This is a genomic window from Rhizobium sp. Leaf311 (genome assembly GCF_001423445.1).
Lineage (GTDB): Bacteria > Pseudomonadota > Alphaproteobacteria > Rhizobiales > Rhizobiaceae > Agrobacterium.
In genome coordinates, this window is sequence record NZ_LMNZ01000001.1 from 702,819 (window position 1) to 719,037 (window position 16,219).

Here is a 16,219-nt window from a genome sequence, read left to right on the forward strand (position 1 = left end):
AGGGAAAGCGACGAGATAAATGGCAACCAAAGTCAAAGAAAACGAAGAAGCTGAAAACGAACGCGATGGCGCGACGGATGGGCCGCTTCTCGATCTTTCGGATGACGCGGTCAAAAAGATGATCAAAGCCGCGAAAAAACGCGGCTATGTCACCATGGATGAACTGAACGAGGTTCTGCCGTCGGATCAGGTCGACCCTGACCGTATCGAAGACATCATGGCGATGCTCAGTGAAATGGGCATCAATGTCATCGAGGACGAGGACGCCGAAGAGGCGACCGCCGAAACCGAAGACGGTGACTCCGAGGCTGAAGAGTCCGAAGGCGGGGAACTTGCGCCTTCCAGCGGCACGGCCCTTGCGACTGCCAAGAAGAAAGAACCGACCGACCGCACGGACGACCCGGTGCGCATGTACCTGCGCGAAATGGGCTCTGTCGAGCTGCTGTCTCGCGAAGGCGAAATCGCCATTGCAAAGCGCATCGAGGCTGGCCGCGAGACGATGATCTCCGGCCTGTGCGAGAGCCCGTTGACGTTCCAGGCGCTGATCATCTGGCGTGACGAACTCAACGAAGGCACGACGCTTCTGCGCGAGATCATCGATCTCGAAACGACCTATTCCGGTCCGGAAGCCAAGGCTGCTCCGCAGTTCCAGAGCCCGGAAAAGATCGAGGCCGACCGTAAGGCCGCCGAGGAAAAGGAAAAGGTTCGCCGTCTGCGCAATCCCGGTGGCGACGATGACGTGACCAATGTCGGCGGTGAAGGCCTTCCGCATGAAGAGGAAGAGGAGGACGACGACGAGTCCAACCTTTCGCTTGCTGCGATGGAAGCGGAACTGCGTCCGCAGGTCATGGAAACGCTGGATACGATTGCCGATACCTACAAGAAGCTGCGCAAGCTTCAGGATCAGCAGGTCGAAGCACGCCTTGCTTGCACCGGCACGCTTTCTACCGGTCAGGAACGTCGCTACAAGGAACTGAAGGATCAGTTGATCACGGCTGTTAAGTCGCTTTCGCTGAACCAGAACCGCGTCGACAGCCTTGTCGAACAGCTCTACGACATTTCCAAGCGTCTGATGCAGAACGAAGGTCGTCTGCTGCGTCTGGCTGAGTCCTACGGCGTGAAGCGTGACAGCTTCCTCGAGCAGTATCATGGTGCAGAACTTGATCCGAACTGGATGAAGTCGATTGCCAATCTGGCCGCAAAAGGCTGGAAGGAATTCGCGCGCGAAGAAAACAACACGATCCGTGATATCCGTCAGGAAATCCAGAATCTTGCACAGGAAACCGGCATCTCGATTGCCGAGTTCCGCCGCATTGTTTCCATGGTCCAGAAGGGTGAGCGCGAAGCGCGCATCGCCAAGAAGGAAATGGTGGAAGCCAACCTGCGTCTGGTTATCTCGATTGCCAAGAAGTACACCAACCGCGGTCTGCAGTTCCTCGATCTCATTCAGGAAGGCAATATTGGCCTGATGAAGGCGGTCGACAAGTTCGAATACCGTCGCGGTTACAAGTTCTCCACCTATGCAACATGGTGGATCCGTCAGGCAATCACCCGTTCGATTGCCGACCAGGCCCGCACGATCCGTATTCCGGTGCATATGATCGAAACGATCAACAAGATCGTTCGCACATCGCGCCAGATGCTGCATGAAATCGGCCGCGAGCCGACGCCGGAAGAACTGGCTGAAAAGCTTGCCATGCCGCTGGAGAAGGTCCGCAAGGTTCTGAAGATCGCCAAGGAGCCAATCTCGCTCGAAACCCCTGTGGGTGACGAAGAGGATTCGCATCTGGGTGACTTCATCGAGGACAAGAACGCGCTTCTGCCAATCGACGCCGCCATTCAGGCCAATCTGCGCGAAACGACAACGCGTGTTCTGGCCTCGCTGACCCCGCGTGAAGAACGCGTTCTTCGTATGCGCTTCGGCATTGGCATGAATACGGACCATACGCTTGAAGAGGTTGGCCAGCAGTTCTCGGTTACCCGTGAGCGCATCCGTCAGATCGAAGCCAAGGCCCTGCGCAAGCTCAAGCATCCGAGCCGCTCGCGCAAGCTGCGCTCGTTCCTCGACAGCTGAGTTTTGCCTTAGCCAGACTATCAACCCGGTCAGTTTCTGGCCGGGTTTTTCTTTTTTGGGATGGTGCTTGCGTCCAAAAGACTTATCTCTTGCTCACGGAAAGAACACGAACGGCATCTGAATGGATATGCGTGAGCAAAGCAAAGGGCGGCAGCCGAGCTGGACAATTCCGCTCTCCGTGATCTTGCACGCGCTGATCGTCGTTGCCTTCTATCTCCAATGGCCCGGAGGGGCCGAAGTGCCCGCTGAGCCCGAAGCTGTGAATGTCGAGCTTGTAGAGCCTCCCAAGGAGGAGCCGCCAAAGCCTGAGGAAAAGAAGGCGGAAGAACCGCCGGCTGAGCAAGCCAAACCGGCAGAACCCGCTCCGCCGCCGCCACCTCCAACGCAGATGCCCAACGTCGCCATTCGCCCTGACGGCACGCAGCTTGACGCGCGTGATGACCCGGCTGTGCAGGAAGAGGCGGGTGGGCGAGAGGAACCGGAGCCGGCCAAGCAGGAAGAGACATCTCAACCGGAAAGCAAGGACTCGGCTGAGGCGCCTGAAACGGATCAGCCGCCGACGCCATCCGAGAACAAGCCGACGGCGCAAGAGGGCGAGATAGCGGCGGTGGAACCGGAGAAGCCCGTCGAGGCAGCAGATGTGGCTGTGCCCGCACCTAGGCCGACAGTGGAGCCGCAGCAAAAAGAGGATGTCGCGGCAAAGCCGGATGGCGCTGGCGACCCCGAGCTCAAGCCCGCCAAGAAGATCCTCGCGAACGCGAAGGGGCCGACGCCCATGCGCAGGCAGATACTCGGTCAGTTGCCGCCGCGCCAGCGGGTTGCACAATTGTGCATTGTCGAAGCCCTTGCCCAAATCAAGAGTGAGCGGAAGGGGCAATCACCTGCTGAGGGGCTGGAGCCACATATCGGCAAAAACGATCCCATTGTCGGCAATGTTCTGGATGCGCAAGGTGCGTTCAATGTCGGGACGCAATGGTACCCGATCCATTATCGCTGCGAGGTCGATATGGACAAATATCTGGTGACGGGCTTCCGTTATGCGATCGGTTCGAAATTCACCGCAGAGCAGGTGAAAAAGATCGGGTTGGTTGCCGATTAGAGGCTGCGTCGCACTGCTTGCGACGCTGGCCGTTCCAGACCTTCGAAATCACTATGCGGGAACAGGCTTTCCGACCAGCTTGCCGATCGAACCCAGCAAGGAATCCTCATCGTATGGTTTGCGAACGACGGGCACATGCGCAAATTCAGGCGGGATCATGATGCCATCGGCATAGCCTGTAGCGAACATGAACGGTATGTCGCGACGAAGAAGTTCATAGGCCACCGGAATGGATGTGTCGGTGCCGAGGTTGATGTCGAGGATGGCGACATCCGGCGACAGACCCTTCAACTTTTCCAAGGCCATGGCTGACGATGTGGCGGTCTCAATGCTGGTTACGCCATGGGCTTCCAGCATGTATTCAACGTCCATTGCGATCAGCATCTGATCTTCGACAAGAAATACGCGCAATGATTCCTCCGCAGCAAAAGGTTTGTAGTCCGGCTGGTCCGCTAAAATCAGTTCCTGACTGACGGGCGAAGGACCGGCGCTGACATGACGGGCAGGCAGGATGATCTCCGCCTCGACACCATTAGGCTGGTAAGTGACCCGGCTTTTCCCACCGAGATCGTAGGGAACGCTTCGGCTGATGAGCGCTGAGCCGAATCCGGTTCTCGTAGGTGGCGTGATGGTGCCCTTCAACAATTCGCGCCATGAGATGACGCAGTCGCCGACATCGTTGAGTTCCCAGTTGATGGTAAGCTTTCCGCCAGCCTGCGCGAGTGCACCATATTTTGCGGCATTCGTTGCCAGCTCGTGGAGAACAAGCGCCATGACGGAAAATGCACGCGAATCCAGAAGCACATTCGGTCCATGCGCTTCAATTTCGCTGTCGGGCGAGCGGTGAGGGGAAAGTTCGGCGTCGAGCAGATCCCGTAGCAGGCCGCCGCCTTCGCCACGCACGACCTGATCATGGGCGAAGGACAGGGCCTGAATACGACCCTTCAAGGCGGAGACATATTGCTCCAGCGTTCGGCCTTCCTGGGTGGGATTGCCGACAAGCGATTTGATGATGGCGAGGACATTCTTGACGCGGTGGTTCAGTTCTTCATTCAGCATACGCTGACGCACTTCTGCCTGCGCGCGCTCACCGGCCATCAGTTCGCTGTGGCGGAAGGCAACCTCGACAAGCGCAACACGTGCGGCTTCGGCAATCTGGCGGTCTTCCTCGGTCCAGGGCTGAGCCTGCTTGTGAACGGTTTCCTTCCACAGCGCAAAACTTTTTCTCGGCGTCAAACGGTCACCAAGCGGCCCGGTATCATATGACTTGTCCGGGTTTCCCGCCCAGTTGAGCGTTTGCACCAGCTCCCTGCGGAAGAACATCAGATAATCGTTCTTGACCTGCGAAAGCGGCACGGTGAGAAGGCCAGCAATATCTCCGCAAAGATGCTCTGCTTCTGGAAGATGATTGAACAAGGCGTGGGTTGCCCAGACGCGTCCCTCGGAAATCGAGCTGACCAGACGGCCCAGCTGTGGGGCCATCGCATCCGGCGGCACTGCGCCGACGCTGTACCAGCGTTCATTCATCCATACGCCGACGCCATCGCAGGGAAGCAGCCTGCTGAAATCCGGCAGATTTTCCACCAGCAATTCTTCAATGTTGTTGTGATGGGCAGCGAGCCGCAGGAACTTGTCCAGAGAGGCATGGGCATCCTGGGCGGTTGCCAGTTTTTTCTTCTGCTTCAACGCCTGCAGGTGAAGAGAGAAGAACTCTCCAAACATCTCTGCCGCAATGCGCATCGGCATTGGCAAAATGCGCGGAGAATAATGGTGGCAGGCAATCAGCCCCCATAACTGCCCGTCATTGATAATGGAAATGGACATGGAAGCTGCGACACCCATGTTGCGAAGATATTCGCAATGGATGGGTGAGACGCTGCGCAGATGCGAAAAGGACAGATCCAGTGGTTCGCCCGAGACATCCAGAACGGGTTCTACGGGAACGCGCGCGCCGTTCGAATCCGAAATGATGCGCAATGTGTTCTTGAGATAGAGCGTCCGTGCCTGCTGCGGAATGTCGCTTGCGGGAAAATACTGGCCGAGGAAGCTCTCGAGATGAGGCTGCTTGGCCTCGGAGATAACCTTTCCGGCCCCGTCCTGCTCGAAGCGATAAATCATCACCCGATCATAGCCAAGGATTGCCTTTACAAGTCTCGTGGTGCGCGAGATCAGACTATCGACATTGTCAGCTTCGCGGATACGATCGATCATCAGCTGGGCGGTATGGAGCGGCTGTGCCTCGTTGCTTGCCGGTTCGAGCTCGATGATAGCGACCGACTTGTACCGGTGAATGGCAACGTCGAACGTCTTGCCGCCCTCCAGTTCCACCTTGGGCAGCATGGCTGGACGGCTGCTGTTGGCCGTCACCGTCAGCGCGTTGCGAAGATCGTGCACCACGTCATTGCCAAGCAGTTGTTCGATTGGCTTGCCGAGAATGTCCCCGGAGACACCCAGCACAGCGTCGCAATTCAGCGAGTGACGCAGCACTGTGCGCATCGCGCTGTCGCAGGCGATGAGACAACCATGCGGTTGGATGAAACCGGGGATGTGGATAGGCTCTCGGTCGCAGTTGGTGAGATCTACCTGCTGGACTTGCGACGTCATATAGTGGTCTTTCGATAGAAAACTGAGATAGAGGTCGAGCGGTCTAATAAAGTGATTTCTGTTAAAAGTTTTCTATGGCGAAAGAGAGTCGGAACAGAGTTGCTTGCAAGGTTGTTCTGTACATCGAAATATTCGTACATTCTACAAGCTGTTCCCTTTGTGCGCCGCTTTGTCCGTCAGTAAAAGACGAAAAACGCACATAATATCGCGTGATTTCGCCCAACGTGTATTGAGGCAGTTTGGTTCCCAGGAAAGTGAAGTTTTAGTGCCACAAAAATTGCTGACAATAACGACGAAAGGGCAGGGTCTCTACGAGTTTACCGAAGAAGCCAAGGCCTTTGTCAAATCATCATCCGCGAAAGAGGGCTTGTTGACGCTTTTCGTGCGGCACACATCCTGTTCCCTGCTGGTGCAGGAAAACGCCGACCCGGATGTCCAGCGAGATCTGAAGACATTCTTTGCAAGGCTTGTTCCTCCCTCGAACGATCCTTCGATGGCCTGGGTTATCCACACCATGGAAGGCCCTGACGACATGCCCGCCCATATCAAATCGGCTTTGACGCAGGTTTCGATAGGCATTCCCGTTTCTAGCGGCACACTGGCCTTGGGTACCTGGCAAGGCATTTACCTCTTCGAACATAGGAACCACCCCCATGATCGCCAGATCATCATGCATCTTTCTCTGTGAATGATTGCGCGCTTATATTTCGTTTCAATCATGAACGCGGGCTGAACAATCAGTTCTGAAAACGTTCACATGGCGCATCCTATCGTCTGGCCAATCGACCGGGCATTCCGGCGAATGTCGAGAAACGGAGTATGATCATGATTGGCACATTTGCAAAAGCTGGCCTTGCGGCCCTTATCGCCCTTGGCGGCATTTCTGCGACAGCTTCAACGGCTTCGGCCGGACCTGACGTTCGCTACGGCATCTACGTTCAGGACGGTTATCGCCATGGTGGTCCGGGCTGGGGTCGTCCCGGTCGTGATCGCGACCGTTGTGCTCCCTGGCTTGCAGAAGAAAAAGCCAGCCGCATGGGCCTGCGCCGGGCGCGCGTAGTAGACGTTTCCCCACGCCGCGTTGTTGTCGCCGGTTTTGACCGCCGCGGCCGTGACCGCGTCGTTTTCGCCAATGTCCGCGGCTGCCCTGTCATCCGCCGCTAACGGTAAACCAGACCGACGTCTAGAAAAATCAATCCCCTCGCCGTGGACTTGCGGCGAGGGGATTTTTGCATTCGCTGGCGCAGGCGCCGCCGGGGCGCCTGCTTAGTCTTTTATTGCTCCAGCGCGAATGTCACATTCACATTGATCTTGTAGCTGTTTTCGCCTGCTGCGACGGGAACGCTGTCAGCTTTCTCCATGGCAGCGGCGCGCATCATGGTCTGTGGCACCGGCATAGGGCGTTGCATGTTTTCGTTGATCTCCAGAATGCGGCCAAGCTTGACGCCGGCGGCTTCTGCCAATGTCTTGGCCTTGGAGATGGCGTCTGCCACCGCTGCCTTGCGGGCCTCAGTTACCGTCGCTGCCGGGTCGTCATTGGTAAAGGCTATGTCGCCGCCCTGGTTGATGCCGAGCTTTACCGAGCTGTCCATGATATCGCCAAGCTTGGCAAGATCGCGAACCCGCACGGTCAGGCCATTCGTAACCTGATAGCCGGTGATTTCTGGCGGAACGTATACGCCATCCTTGGGCTCGAACTGCTTGTAGATGGGCTGGACGGAGAAGTTGGATGTCTGCAGATCCCTGTCTGCGATGCCTGACGATTTCAACGCAGCCTGAACTTCGGTCATCGCCTTGTTGTTCTCAGCAAGAGCCGCCGCAGCCGTATCAGCCTGCTTCATGACGCTGAAAGTCAGAACAGCCATATCGGGCGCAACCGCCGCATCGCCCTCACCGGAAACACTGATGACCGGGTCCCGTCTGGCATTTTCCTGTGCTGAAGCGGCCATCGGCAAAGCCGTCAATGCCACGAAAGCGCACAAGGCCAGAGAATGGGAGCGGGTGCCTGCACCCTTTTTCGAACCACGAGAAAACAGCGAAGAAACGCCGCCTCCCGCGGCGGGGCCTTCAATTATTTCACATTTGCGGTGATTTGGCCCTGATTTTGAAGTCATTGAGTTTCCTCTTATTTAGCGTCAACGAGGCATATGTCGCAGCAGATTATGTAGCTAATGCGGCATAGTGCACAGCTCCAACGCATCGATGGCTTGTCGCCTTCAAAAAATTGCGTTAAAGCCAGTTCCGCGCCGGGTTGAACCATTGCAACCGCGCATTCCAAACAGCGTTCACGCTTCTGGAAGGGCCTGTAGCTCAATGGTTAGAGCCGGCGGCTCATAACCGCTTGGTTGGGAGTTCGAGTCTCTCCGGGCCCACCATTTATCTTGTCGGCGACTTGGTTTTTCCAGCTTTTCATGCTCTGGACGGAAAAAAGATCTCCCCGCGGACGCGAGCCTTCCTTCTTCGATGCGTAAGCTTCTCCCTCGTGTTCGAAGTGACAGCACGTCTTGGTTGAGCTAAGGCGTATGGTTCCACAGGCGCCTTACCGTGGTCGGTAGAGGTTAGATGCAAGTGTATCTAGGAGTTTCTCGATGAGTGTGATGGTTGGTAGGCGCAAGGTCCGGTCCGATGCGGTCGGGATTTTGATCGGGGTCGCCCTGGTTTCGCTCGTGGCTGTTGCCGGACGGAACATTCCGTTGCCGGGGCTCGATGGGGCATTGTTGACGTCATGGGTTGGGCAGGGTGGGCTTCCCTCGCAGCTTTCCATTCTTGCGCTGGGTGTCACGCCTATCCTTTCAGCTTTTGCACTAGGGCAGGTGATCCGCCTGCTTTTTCCCAGTACGGATGGGAGCATTAGTCTTGCCGTCTGCGAGGCTGTGCTGGCAATGTTGATTGCGGTAGGGCAAGCCTACAGCGCCGCGCGTGGTCTGGATGCCATGGGGTACCTGGGAGACCAAGGCTCTTACGACTTTTTCAGCGTTATCGCAGCTTTGGTCGGGGGAGTGGCCGTGCTGCTGTTCCTGTCGAGACAGGTGGTTTTGCCGGGGTTGCTAGCGGGATTGTGGATTTTGTGGCTTCTGCCCGCCTTCCTTGACCTTCCATCCAATATTTTGGCCAGCGTTGACATGGCAAGGACGGGTGCTGCATCCGGTACGCAGTTTTTTGAGGTGCTGCTTTTCACGATTGCTGTCGCTGCTCTGAGCGCGTTTGTCGTCATGGCGGTGTTACGCCACTACCGGCATTGGGTAGCTGGTCACACGGATGCAAAGCGCTTGTTTCCTTTGGCAATTGTCGTGTGGCCACCACTTCTGGCCGCGATTGTCGGGAGCTATCTTCTTGTCCCGCTTGCCTTGTTTGCTCCGAACGCTGTTCTGCAGAGTTCGCATATGGGCGCCTATTTCACAGGTGTGACCGCAATCCTCGTGCCGCTCCTTGTCCTTGGCTACGGGTGTCTGTTTGACAGACGCGGTCTTTCTCTGCCGTCGTCATTACTGCTGCTGATTGCCGCGACGCAGATTGTCGCCATACTCGGCACCGAGTTTGCGATAAACAAGATGCTGCTGGTGTTGCCGCTGAATGGTACCACAATTCTGGTCGCTGTGGCGGTCTGCTGCGCGCTTATCGATGCCTGTTTGTCTGCACCTCATGCGGAGCGGACCGACAATCCTGCCTGATCACAGGAAGGTGTGCAAAGTTGAGGTGGGGAGGTGTCGGCAGCCGCTGCCCGCTCAGTCTTGACGTGACGCCTTGACATGACCTCTGGCCAACCGCATCTGTGAATAGAGCGCGACTGCTGGGAGGGTATCAGCTTGAAAAGACTTTTTGGCGACATAATCAGGCCGCGCCACACATGATTGTCGGCGTTGTCCTCTCCGTAGCTTTGCTTGTCTTTCTGATCATTTACCCCAGACATTTGAAGCCGGTTGTGATTGGTTTCGCTGTTATCTGGTCTGCCACGGCTGCCTGGGTGTTGTTCGACTGGCTCCGCTCCGGCGAGAGACTTGAAGCTATCGTTGCCACAGCAGCCTATGATGCCACCTGCACCGAGGAGGGCGCTCCGCTACGGGTTACGTTCCAGAACACAAATGACGTTGCAGTTAGACGGCTGACCTACACGCTCGAGGGTTTTGAAGCGGCCTTCCGTGCCTCGGTGTCATTCGATCCTTATCAGGTCAGCGAGCGGCGGTTGGAAGCGCATGAAAGCTATGGGGCGTGTCGGCCTTTTCGGCTGCGCAACAACGAAAATGTGGACCCGAAAACGCTGGAATGGCGCGTAACGATCAATTCCGCGGAATTTGATTAATCTGACGTAAGGCCCAAAAGCGTAGTCTTTGAGGGTGGCTTCACGGTTTTTTGAAGCGCCACGGTTGATACAGAACACGCGCTTATAGGAACGGGTTTGCAGCGGCTTAAGGGGAAAGCGTACGGATTTTCCTTATTTACGACAGCGCTCTTACAACCTTGGAGCCATTGCATCGGTTGGATCGTAGTGCCATTTGAACAGCAATTCTTGAAATTTTCCAGAAGGTTTGCGTTTTGTTATCTGCGTCCAAAGTCCTGAAAATTGCCTTGCTTTGCTTCCTGGCGGTTCCCGCCACGGTCGGCGCGCACATGGGTATCAACCAGTTGACCGGCAACTTCCATGAAGTCCTGCCCGGGGAGCTTTACCGATCCGGCCAGCCGAGCGGCGCAGACATTTCCAAATATGCGCAGCAATTCGGCATCAAGACCATCATCAATCTGCGCGATGAAAAGCGTGAGAGCTGGTACAGGGAAGAGGCGGCTGCCGCCCAATCGAGCGGTGTGCAGATGATCGATTTCCCGATGAGCTCCAGCAAGAAGATGCGTCAGGATCAGGCCGAAGCGCTTGTCCGCATCATGAAGGATGCGCCCAAGCCCGTGCTGATTCATTGCGAACATGGGGCCAACCGCACAGGGCTGGCGTCCGCCATGTATGTTGGGGCCGTGGCCAACAAAAGCGAGAATGCAGCGGAATTCCAGCTGTCACCATTTTACGGCCATGTGCCGATCCGGGGCGTGGGCCGTTACGAAATGTATCAGTCCTGGGACGATTTTGAGGAAACGCTGGGCTTCTGATTAAGCCAAGCGTCTCCTACGGATGTGTTTAGAAACGTCCGCCCTTGTCGCCAATCACTTTCGTCAGGCTGCCATCTGCCGGGAAAAGCGGAATGAGGCAGGCCTGAAGCGCGTGGTAGATGTCGCCCTTGCCGGGGAAGATCGTGTTGGCGGGAACCAGATCGTCCGTCAATTCCTCATGCCAGCCGCCATTCTCATGGTCGAGGAAGCTGTTCGCAATGGTGCTCCAGACGCGCCGATAGCTGTCTTCATAGAATTCGTCAGCGGGAAGATGTTCGTTAAGGAAGTGGGCGGCACCAGCCGCTTCGCACATCGGCCACCAGAGTTTCTCGCGCTTGGCAGGCACATTGTCCCAGCCCAGCGTGTAGAAGAAACCACCTTTTTCCCTGTCCCAGCCGACCGACATTGACTGAACGAACAGCGATTTTGCGGCTGTCGGCATCCATTCGTGCTTGCGATCACCGAGAACCCAGAGCTGCAGGATGAGGCGCGCCCACTCCAGCCAGTGCCCGGGCGTTGAGCCAGACGGGCGGAACATTTCGTTGCCGCGATAATCCTTGTCCAGCACCCAGTTTTCATCGAAATGTTCCGGCACCCGGAAATCCAGCGCCGCTGCGGCTCTTCTGATGATGAGATCAGCGATGCGTTCTGCCTTCTGCAGGTATTCTCTGTCGCCAGTGGCTTCAAAAGCGGCCATCAACGCTTCGGTCAGATGCATGTTGGAATTCTGGCCGCGATAATTTTCGATAGGCGACCAGTCTCGATAGAATTCCTCATTGATCGCGCCGAATTTCTCTTCCCAGAACTTCGTTTCGATAATCTCGGTAATATCGGCAAGCATCTTGTCGGCCAGCGGATGGCCGACGCTTTTCGCCGAGGAGGCGGCGAGCAGAACAAAGGCGTGGCCATATCCCTGCTTGCTGGCATCCACCGGACCGGTTTCATCCACCTGCCAGAAATAGCCGCCATGCTCGCCGTCACGGTGGTTGTTCCACAGATAGGTCATTCCGTGGTCGATGATATCGCCGCAGCCGGGACGGCCGAGCAGATGACCGATGGAAAAGCAATGCACCATGCGCGCTGACATATGAATGCCGCGCACGGGGTTGTCGGGTTTCAGCGGCGCGCCTTGCCGGTCGAGGTCGAAAAAACCGCCTTTGGGGTTGATGGCGCGATACTGGAAGAAGTCAAACAGACCTTCTGCCTGCTTTGCCAGCCACTGGCGATGCCAGGGCAGGGTGCTCCAGCTGGTTTTAGGGTGGTCCGCCTCGGTCATTTCAACCTCCTCATGAATGCACTGCGATGAATTCTCTATATCTTTAGGTCGTAACGGTGTCATCCATAACGAAAATTTCGTACCCTTGCGGTAGAAAGTTGTAACGCCATGGCGTCGCGGCCATATATTGACATAAAGATATCTTTATGTGACTTGGATTTGCAAATCAGCAAAGAGAATGAGGAGTGTGCCGATGTTGGATAATCTGTTTGGTCCTGTAGGGGACAAGCAAGACGGCGCTGAAATTCTGAAGGCGCTTCGTGCGGCCGCGCAGGAACGTATCCTCATTCTCGATGGCGCCATGGGCACGCAGATCCAGGGGCTTGGTTTCAACGAAGACCATTTCCGGGGAGATCGCTTTCTTGGATGCGCCTGTCATCAGCAGGGCAACAATGACTTGCTGATCCTGACCCAGCCGAATGCCATTGAAGAAATCCATTATCGCTATGCCATGGCAGGGGCCGATATTCTCGAAACCAATACCTTCTCGTCCACGCGCATTGCGCAGGCTGATTACGAGATGGAAGGCGCTGTCTATGACATGAACCGCGAAGGTGCGCTGGTCGTTCGTCGTGCCGCCCAGCGCGCGGAGCGCGAGGATGGCCGTCGGCGCTTCGTGGCAGGCGCCATTGGGCCGACCAACCGCACAGCCTCCATTTCGCCAGATGTGAACAATCCCGGTTATCGCGCCGTCAGCTTCGATGATCTGCGGGTGGCCTATGGCGAACAGATCGATGGTCTGATCGACGGCGGTGCCGACCTTATCCTGATCGAAACCATTTTCGATACGCTGAACGCCAAGGCAGCGATCTTCGCCTGCGAAGAGCGTTTCGCTGCCAAGGGCATTCATCTGCCTGTGATGATTTCGGGCACGATTACCGACCTTTCGGGCCGCACGCTGTCTGGACAGACGCCGACTGCTTTCTGGAATTCCGTGCGCCACGCCAACCCCTTCACCATCGGCCTCAACTGTGCGCTGGGTGCCAGCGCGATGCGACCGCACCTTCAGGAATTGTCCGAGGTTGCCGATACATTCATCTGTGCTTACCCCAATGCGGGCCTGCCGAACGAATTTGGTCAGTACGACGAGACGCCCGATATGATGGCAGCGCAGGTGGAGGAATTCGCCCGCGAAGGTCTCGTCAACATCGTTGGCGGCTGCTGTGGTTCCACGCCGGAGCATATCCGCGCTATTGCCGATGCCGTTGCCGGCCACGCGCCGCGCAAGGTGCCGGAGCACCGCTCTTTCATGTCGCTGTCTGGCCTTGAGCCCTTCACGCTGACCAAGGACATTCCCTTCGTCAACGTGGGCGAGCGCACCAACGTCACCGGCTCTGCCAAGTTCCGCAAGCTCATCACGGCTGGCGACTATACGGCAGCACTTGCGGTTGCCCGCGATCAGGTGGAAAACGGCGCGCAGATCATCGACATCAACATGGATGAAGGCCTGATCGACAGCCAGAAGGCGATGGTCGAATTCCTCAACCTCATTGCCGCCGAGCCGGATATCGCCCGCGTGCCTGTGATGATCGATAGTTCCAAATGGGAGATCATCGAGGCTGGCCTGAAATGCGTTCAGGGCAAATCCATCGTCAACTCCATCTCGCTGAAGGAAGGCGAGGAGAAGTTTCTGGAGCAGGCGAGCCTCGTGCGCAATTATGGCGCGGCTGTCGTCGTCATGGCGTTTGATGAAGTGGGTCAGGCCGACACCTATGAGCGCAAGGTGGAAATCTGCACCCGCGCCTACAAGCTGTTGACCGAAAAGGCAGGCATTCTGCCCGAAGACATCATCTTCGACCCCAACGTCTTTGCCGTCGCCACCGGCATCGAGGAACACAATAATTACGGCGTGGATTTCATCAATGCCACCCGCACCATCCGCGAAACCATGCCGCTGGTGCATATTTCCGGCGGCGTTTCCAACCTGTCCTTCTCCTTCCGCGGCAATGAGCCGGTGCGCGAAGCCATGCACGCCGTGTTCCTTTACCACGCCATTCAGGCGGGCATGGATATGGGCATCGTCAATGCAGGCCAACTGGCTGTCTATGAAAGCATCGACCCGGAACTGCGCGAAGCCTGCGAAGACGTGGTGCTGAACCGCCGTGCCGATGGCACCGAACGGCTGCTTGAAGTGGCGGAGAAATTCCGGGGCGGTCCGGGCCGTGAAGCCAAGGTGCAGGATCTGGCCTGGCGCGAATTGCCGGTTGAAAAGCGTCTCGAACATGCGCTGGTCAACGGCATCACCGAATATATCGATGCAGACACGGAAGAAGCGCGCCTTCAGGCGGCCCGCCCGTTGCATGTCATCGAGGGACCGTTGATGGCGGGCATGAATGTCGTGGGCGATCTCTTCGGCTCCGGCAAGATGTTCCTGCCGCAGGTGGTCAAATCCGCCCGTGTCATGAAACAGGCCGTGGCCGTTCTTCTGCCCTACATGGAAGAAGAAAAGCGCCTGAACGGCGGCGACCAGCGTCAGGCCGCAGGCAAGGTGCTGATGGCGACCGTCAAGGGTGACGTGCACGATATCGGCAAGAACATTGTCGGCGTTGTTCTCGCCTGCAACAATTACGAGATCATTGATCTCGGCGTCATGGTGCCCGCCACGAAAATTCTGGAGACGGCCATTGCGGAAAAGGTCGATGTGATCGGCCTGTCCGGCCTCATCACACCATCTCTGGACGAGATGGTGCATATGGCCACCGAGATGGAGCGTCAGGGCTTCAATATTCCGCTTCTTATCGGTGGCGCGACGACCAGCCGCGTCCACACAGCGGTCAAGATCCATCCGCGTTACGAGAAGGGTCAGGCGATTTACGTCACCGATGCATCGCGTGCGGTTGGCGTGGTTTCGGCCTTGCTGTCGGAAGATCAGAAGCCAGCCTATATCGAGGGCATCAGGGCAGAATATGCCAAGGTGGCCGATGCCCATGCGCGTAATGAACGTGAAAAGCTGCGTTTGCCTTTGGCACGTGCGCGCGCCAATGCACAGAAGGTTGATTGGTCAGGATATCAGCCGGTCAAGCCGCAGTTCCTGGGCACTAAGACCTTTGAGACATACGACCTTGAGGAATTGGCCAAGTACATCGACTGGACACCATTCTTCCAGACATGGGAAATGAAGGGCCGTTACCCTGCCATTCTAGAGGATGAAAAACAGGGTGAGGCGGCGCGTCAGCTCTTTGCCGATGCACAGGCCATGCTGAAGAAAATCATTGACGAACAGTGGTTCCGCCCACGTGCCGTCATCGGCTTCTGGCCCGCCAATGCTGTCGGAGATGATATCCGCCTGTTTACCGATGAAACTCGCGCGGAAGAACTGGCAACCTTCTTCACGCTTCGCCAGCAACTGTCCAAGCGCGATGGCCGCCCCAATGTTGCGCTGTCGGATTTCGTCATGCCGCAGGATGCTGGCACCACTGACTATGTCGGCGGCTTCGTCGTCACGGCCGGTATCGAGGAAGTGGCAATCGCCGAACGCTTCGAGCGCGCCAATGACGACTACTCCTCCATTCTCGTCAAGGCCTTGGCAGACCGCTTCGCCGAAGCCTTTGCCGAGCGTATGCATGAGCGGGTGCGCAAGGAATTCTGGGGCTATGCATCCGACGAGAGCTTCGGTCCGGATGACCTGATCGGCGAGGCCTATGCCGGCATTCGCCCGGCCCCGGGATATCCGGCCCAGCCCGATCACACCGAAAAAGAAACGCTTTTCCGCCTGCTGGATGCAACGGAGCAGACGGGCGTTGTGCTGACGGAAAGCTATGCCATGTGGCCCGGCTCTTCCGTCTCCGGCCTCTATATCGGCCACCCCGAAAGCTACTATTTCGGCGTCGCCAAGGTGGAGCGCGATCAGGTTGAGGACTACGCGCAGCGTAAGGGCATGGCCGTCACGGAGATCGAACGCTGGCTGGGACCGGTGCTCAATTACGTTCCGACCGAGGCGGCGAAAGAGGTCGAGACGGCTGCCTGATACTCCACGCGAGGTCGTTACCGGTCTGATTCCGGTATGGGCCTTTAGTTATTAATATAAAAAAGAAAAAGCGCGGCTCGTTCCGCGCTTTTTTTGTTTCCAGCT

The 16,219-nt window shown here is 56.9% G+C and carries 11 protein-coding genes and 1 tRNA gene; 9 read left to right on the forward strand and 3 right to left on the reverse strand.

Annotated elements, in window-relative coordinates:
* Positions 1-19 precede the first annotated feature (19 nt).
* Both rpoD and ASF69_RS03335 read left to right on the forward strand, forming a co-directional pair.
* A complete protein-coding gene (gene rpoD / locus ASF69_RS03330; RefSeq protein ID WP_062585246.1) occupies positions 20-2,074 on the forward strand; it encodes an RNA polymerase sigma factor RpoD in 2,055 nt (684 codons plus the stop codon).
* A gap of 127 nt (positions 2,075-2,201) precedes the next feature.
* Positions 2,202-3,173: a DUF930 domain-containing protein gene (locus ASF69_RS03335; RefSeq protein WP_156461971.1), complete on the forward strand. Its 972-nt coding sequence runs from the start codon at positions 2,202-2,204 to the stop codon at positions 3,171-3,173.
* 51 nt (positions 3,174-3,224) lie between these two features.
* Here the strand turns inward: ASF69_RS03335 and ASF69_RS03340 are convergent, their stop codons facing one another.
* Positions 3,225-5,777 (reverse strand): HWE histidine kinase domain-containing protein, encoded by a 2,553-nt coding sequence (locus ASF69_RS03340; protein ID WP_062585250.1) that lies wholly within the window; start codon positions 5,775-5,777, stop codon positions 3,225-3,227.
* 265 nt (positions 5,778-6,042) lie between these two features.
* On the opposite strand from ASF69_RS03340, the gene ASF69_RS03345 reads away from it, so the two are divergent.
* Both ASF69_RS03345 and ASF69_RS03350 read left to right on the forward strand, forming a co-directional pair.
* Positions 6,043-6,465 (forward strand): secondary thiamine-phosphate synthase enzyme YjbQ, encoded by a 423-nt coding sequence (locus ASF69_RS03345; RefSeq protein WP_062585252.1) that lies wholly within the window; start codon positions 6,043-6,045, stop codon positions 6,463-6,465.
* Between the two features lie 137 nt (positions 6,466-6,602).
* Positions 6,603-6,941, forward strand: a complete 339-nt coding sequence (locus ASF69_RS03350) for a hypothetical protein (protein ID WP_062585656.1) — start codon at positions 6,603-6,605, stop codon at positions 6,939-6,941.
* Positions 6,942-7,051: 110 nt separating this feature from the next.
* Here the strand turns inward: ASF69_RS03350 and ASF69_RS03355 are convergent, their stop codons facing one another.
* On the reverse strand, positions 7,052-7,726 hold the full coding sequence (locus ASF69_RS03355) for an SIMPL domain-containing protein (RefSeq protein ID WP_156461984.1): 675 nt from the start codon (positions 7,724-7,726) through the stop codon (positions 7,052-7,054).
* 350 nt (positions 7,727-8,076) lie between these two features.
* Between ASF69_RS03355 and ASF69_RS03360 the strand changes: the two genes are divergently transcribed.
* The 4 genes from ASF69_RS03360 (at position 8,077) to ASF69_RS03375 (ending at position 10,871) form a co-directional block, all read left to right on the forward strand.
* Positions 8,077-8,152 (forward strand) — tRNA-Ile (locus ASF69_RS03360).
* A 213-nt stretch (positions 8,153-8,365) separates the two neighbouring features.
* Positions 8,366-9,448, forward strand: a complete 1,083-nt coding sequence (locus ASF69_RS03365; RefSeq protein WP_156461972.1) for a hypothetical protein — start codon at positions 8,366-8,368, stop codon at positions 9,446-9,448.
* A 176-nt stretch (positions 9,449-9,624) separates the two neighbouring features.
* Positions 9,625-10,077 carry a hypothetical protein gene (locus ASF69_RS03370; protein ID WP_062585256.1) on the forward strand — a complete coding sequence of 151 codons (453 nt, stop codon included), beginning with the start codon at positions 9,625-9,627 and terminating at the stop codon, positions 10,075-10,077.
* Between the two features lie 308 nt (positions 10,078-10,385).
* Positions 10,386-10,871, forward strand: a complete 486-nt coding sequence (locus tag ASF69_RS03375) for a dual specificity protein phosphatase family protein (RefSeq protein WP_082469621.1) — start codon at positions 10,386-10,388, stop codon at positions 10,869-10,871.
* A 28-nt stretch (positions 10,872-10,899) separates the two neighbouring features.
* On the opposite strand, the gene ASF69_RS03380 is transcribed toward ASF69_RS03375, so the two are convergent.
* Complete coding sequence (locus tag ASF69_RS03380) at positions 10,900-12,147, reverse strand: AGE family epimerase/isomerase (RefSeq protein ID WP_062585260.1); 1,248 nt, start codon at positions 12,145-12,147, stop codon at positions 10,900-10,902.
* 193 nt (positions 12,148-12,340) lie between these two features.
* Here ASF69_RS03380 and metH point away from each other — a divergent pair, with 193 nt between their 5' ends.
* Positions 12,341-16,114, forward strand: coding sequence for a methionine synthase (gene metH / locus ASF69_RS03385; RefSeq protein ID WP_062585262.1), 3,774 nt, complete (start codon positions 12,341-12,343; stop codon positions 16,112-16,114).
* The last annotated feature ends 105 nt before the right edge of the window (positions 16,115-16,219 follow it).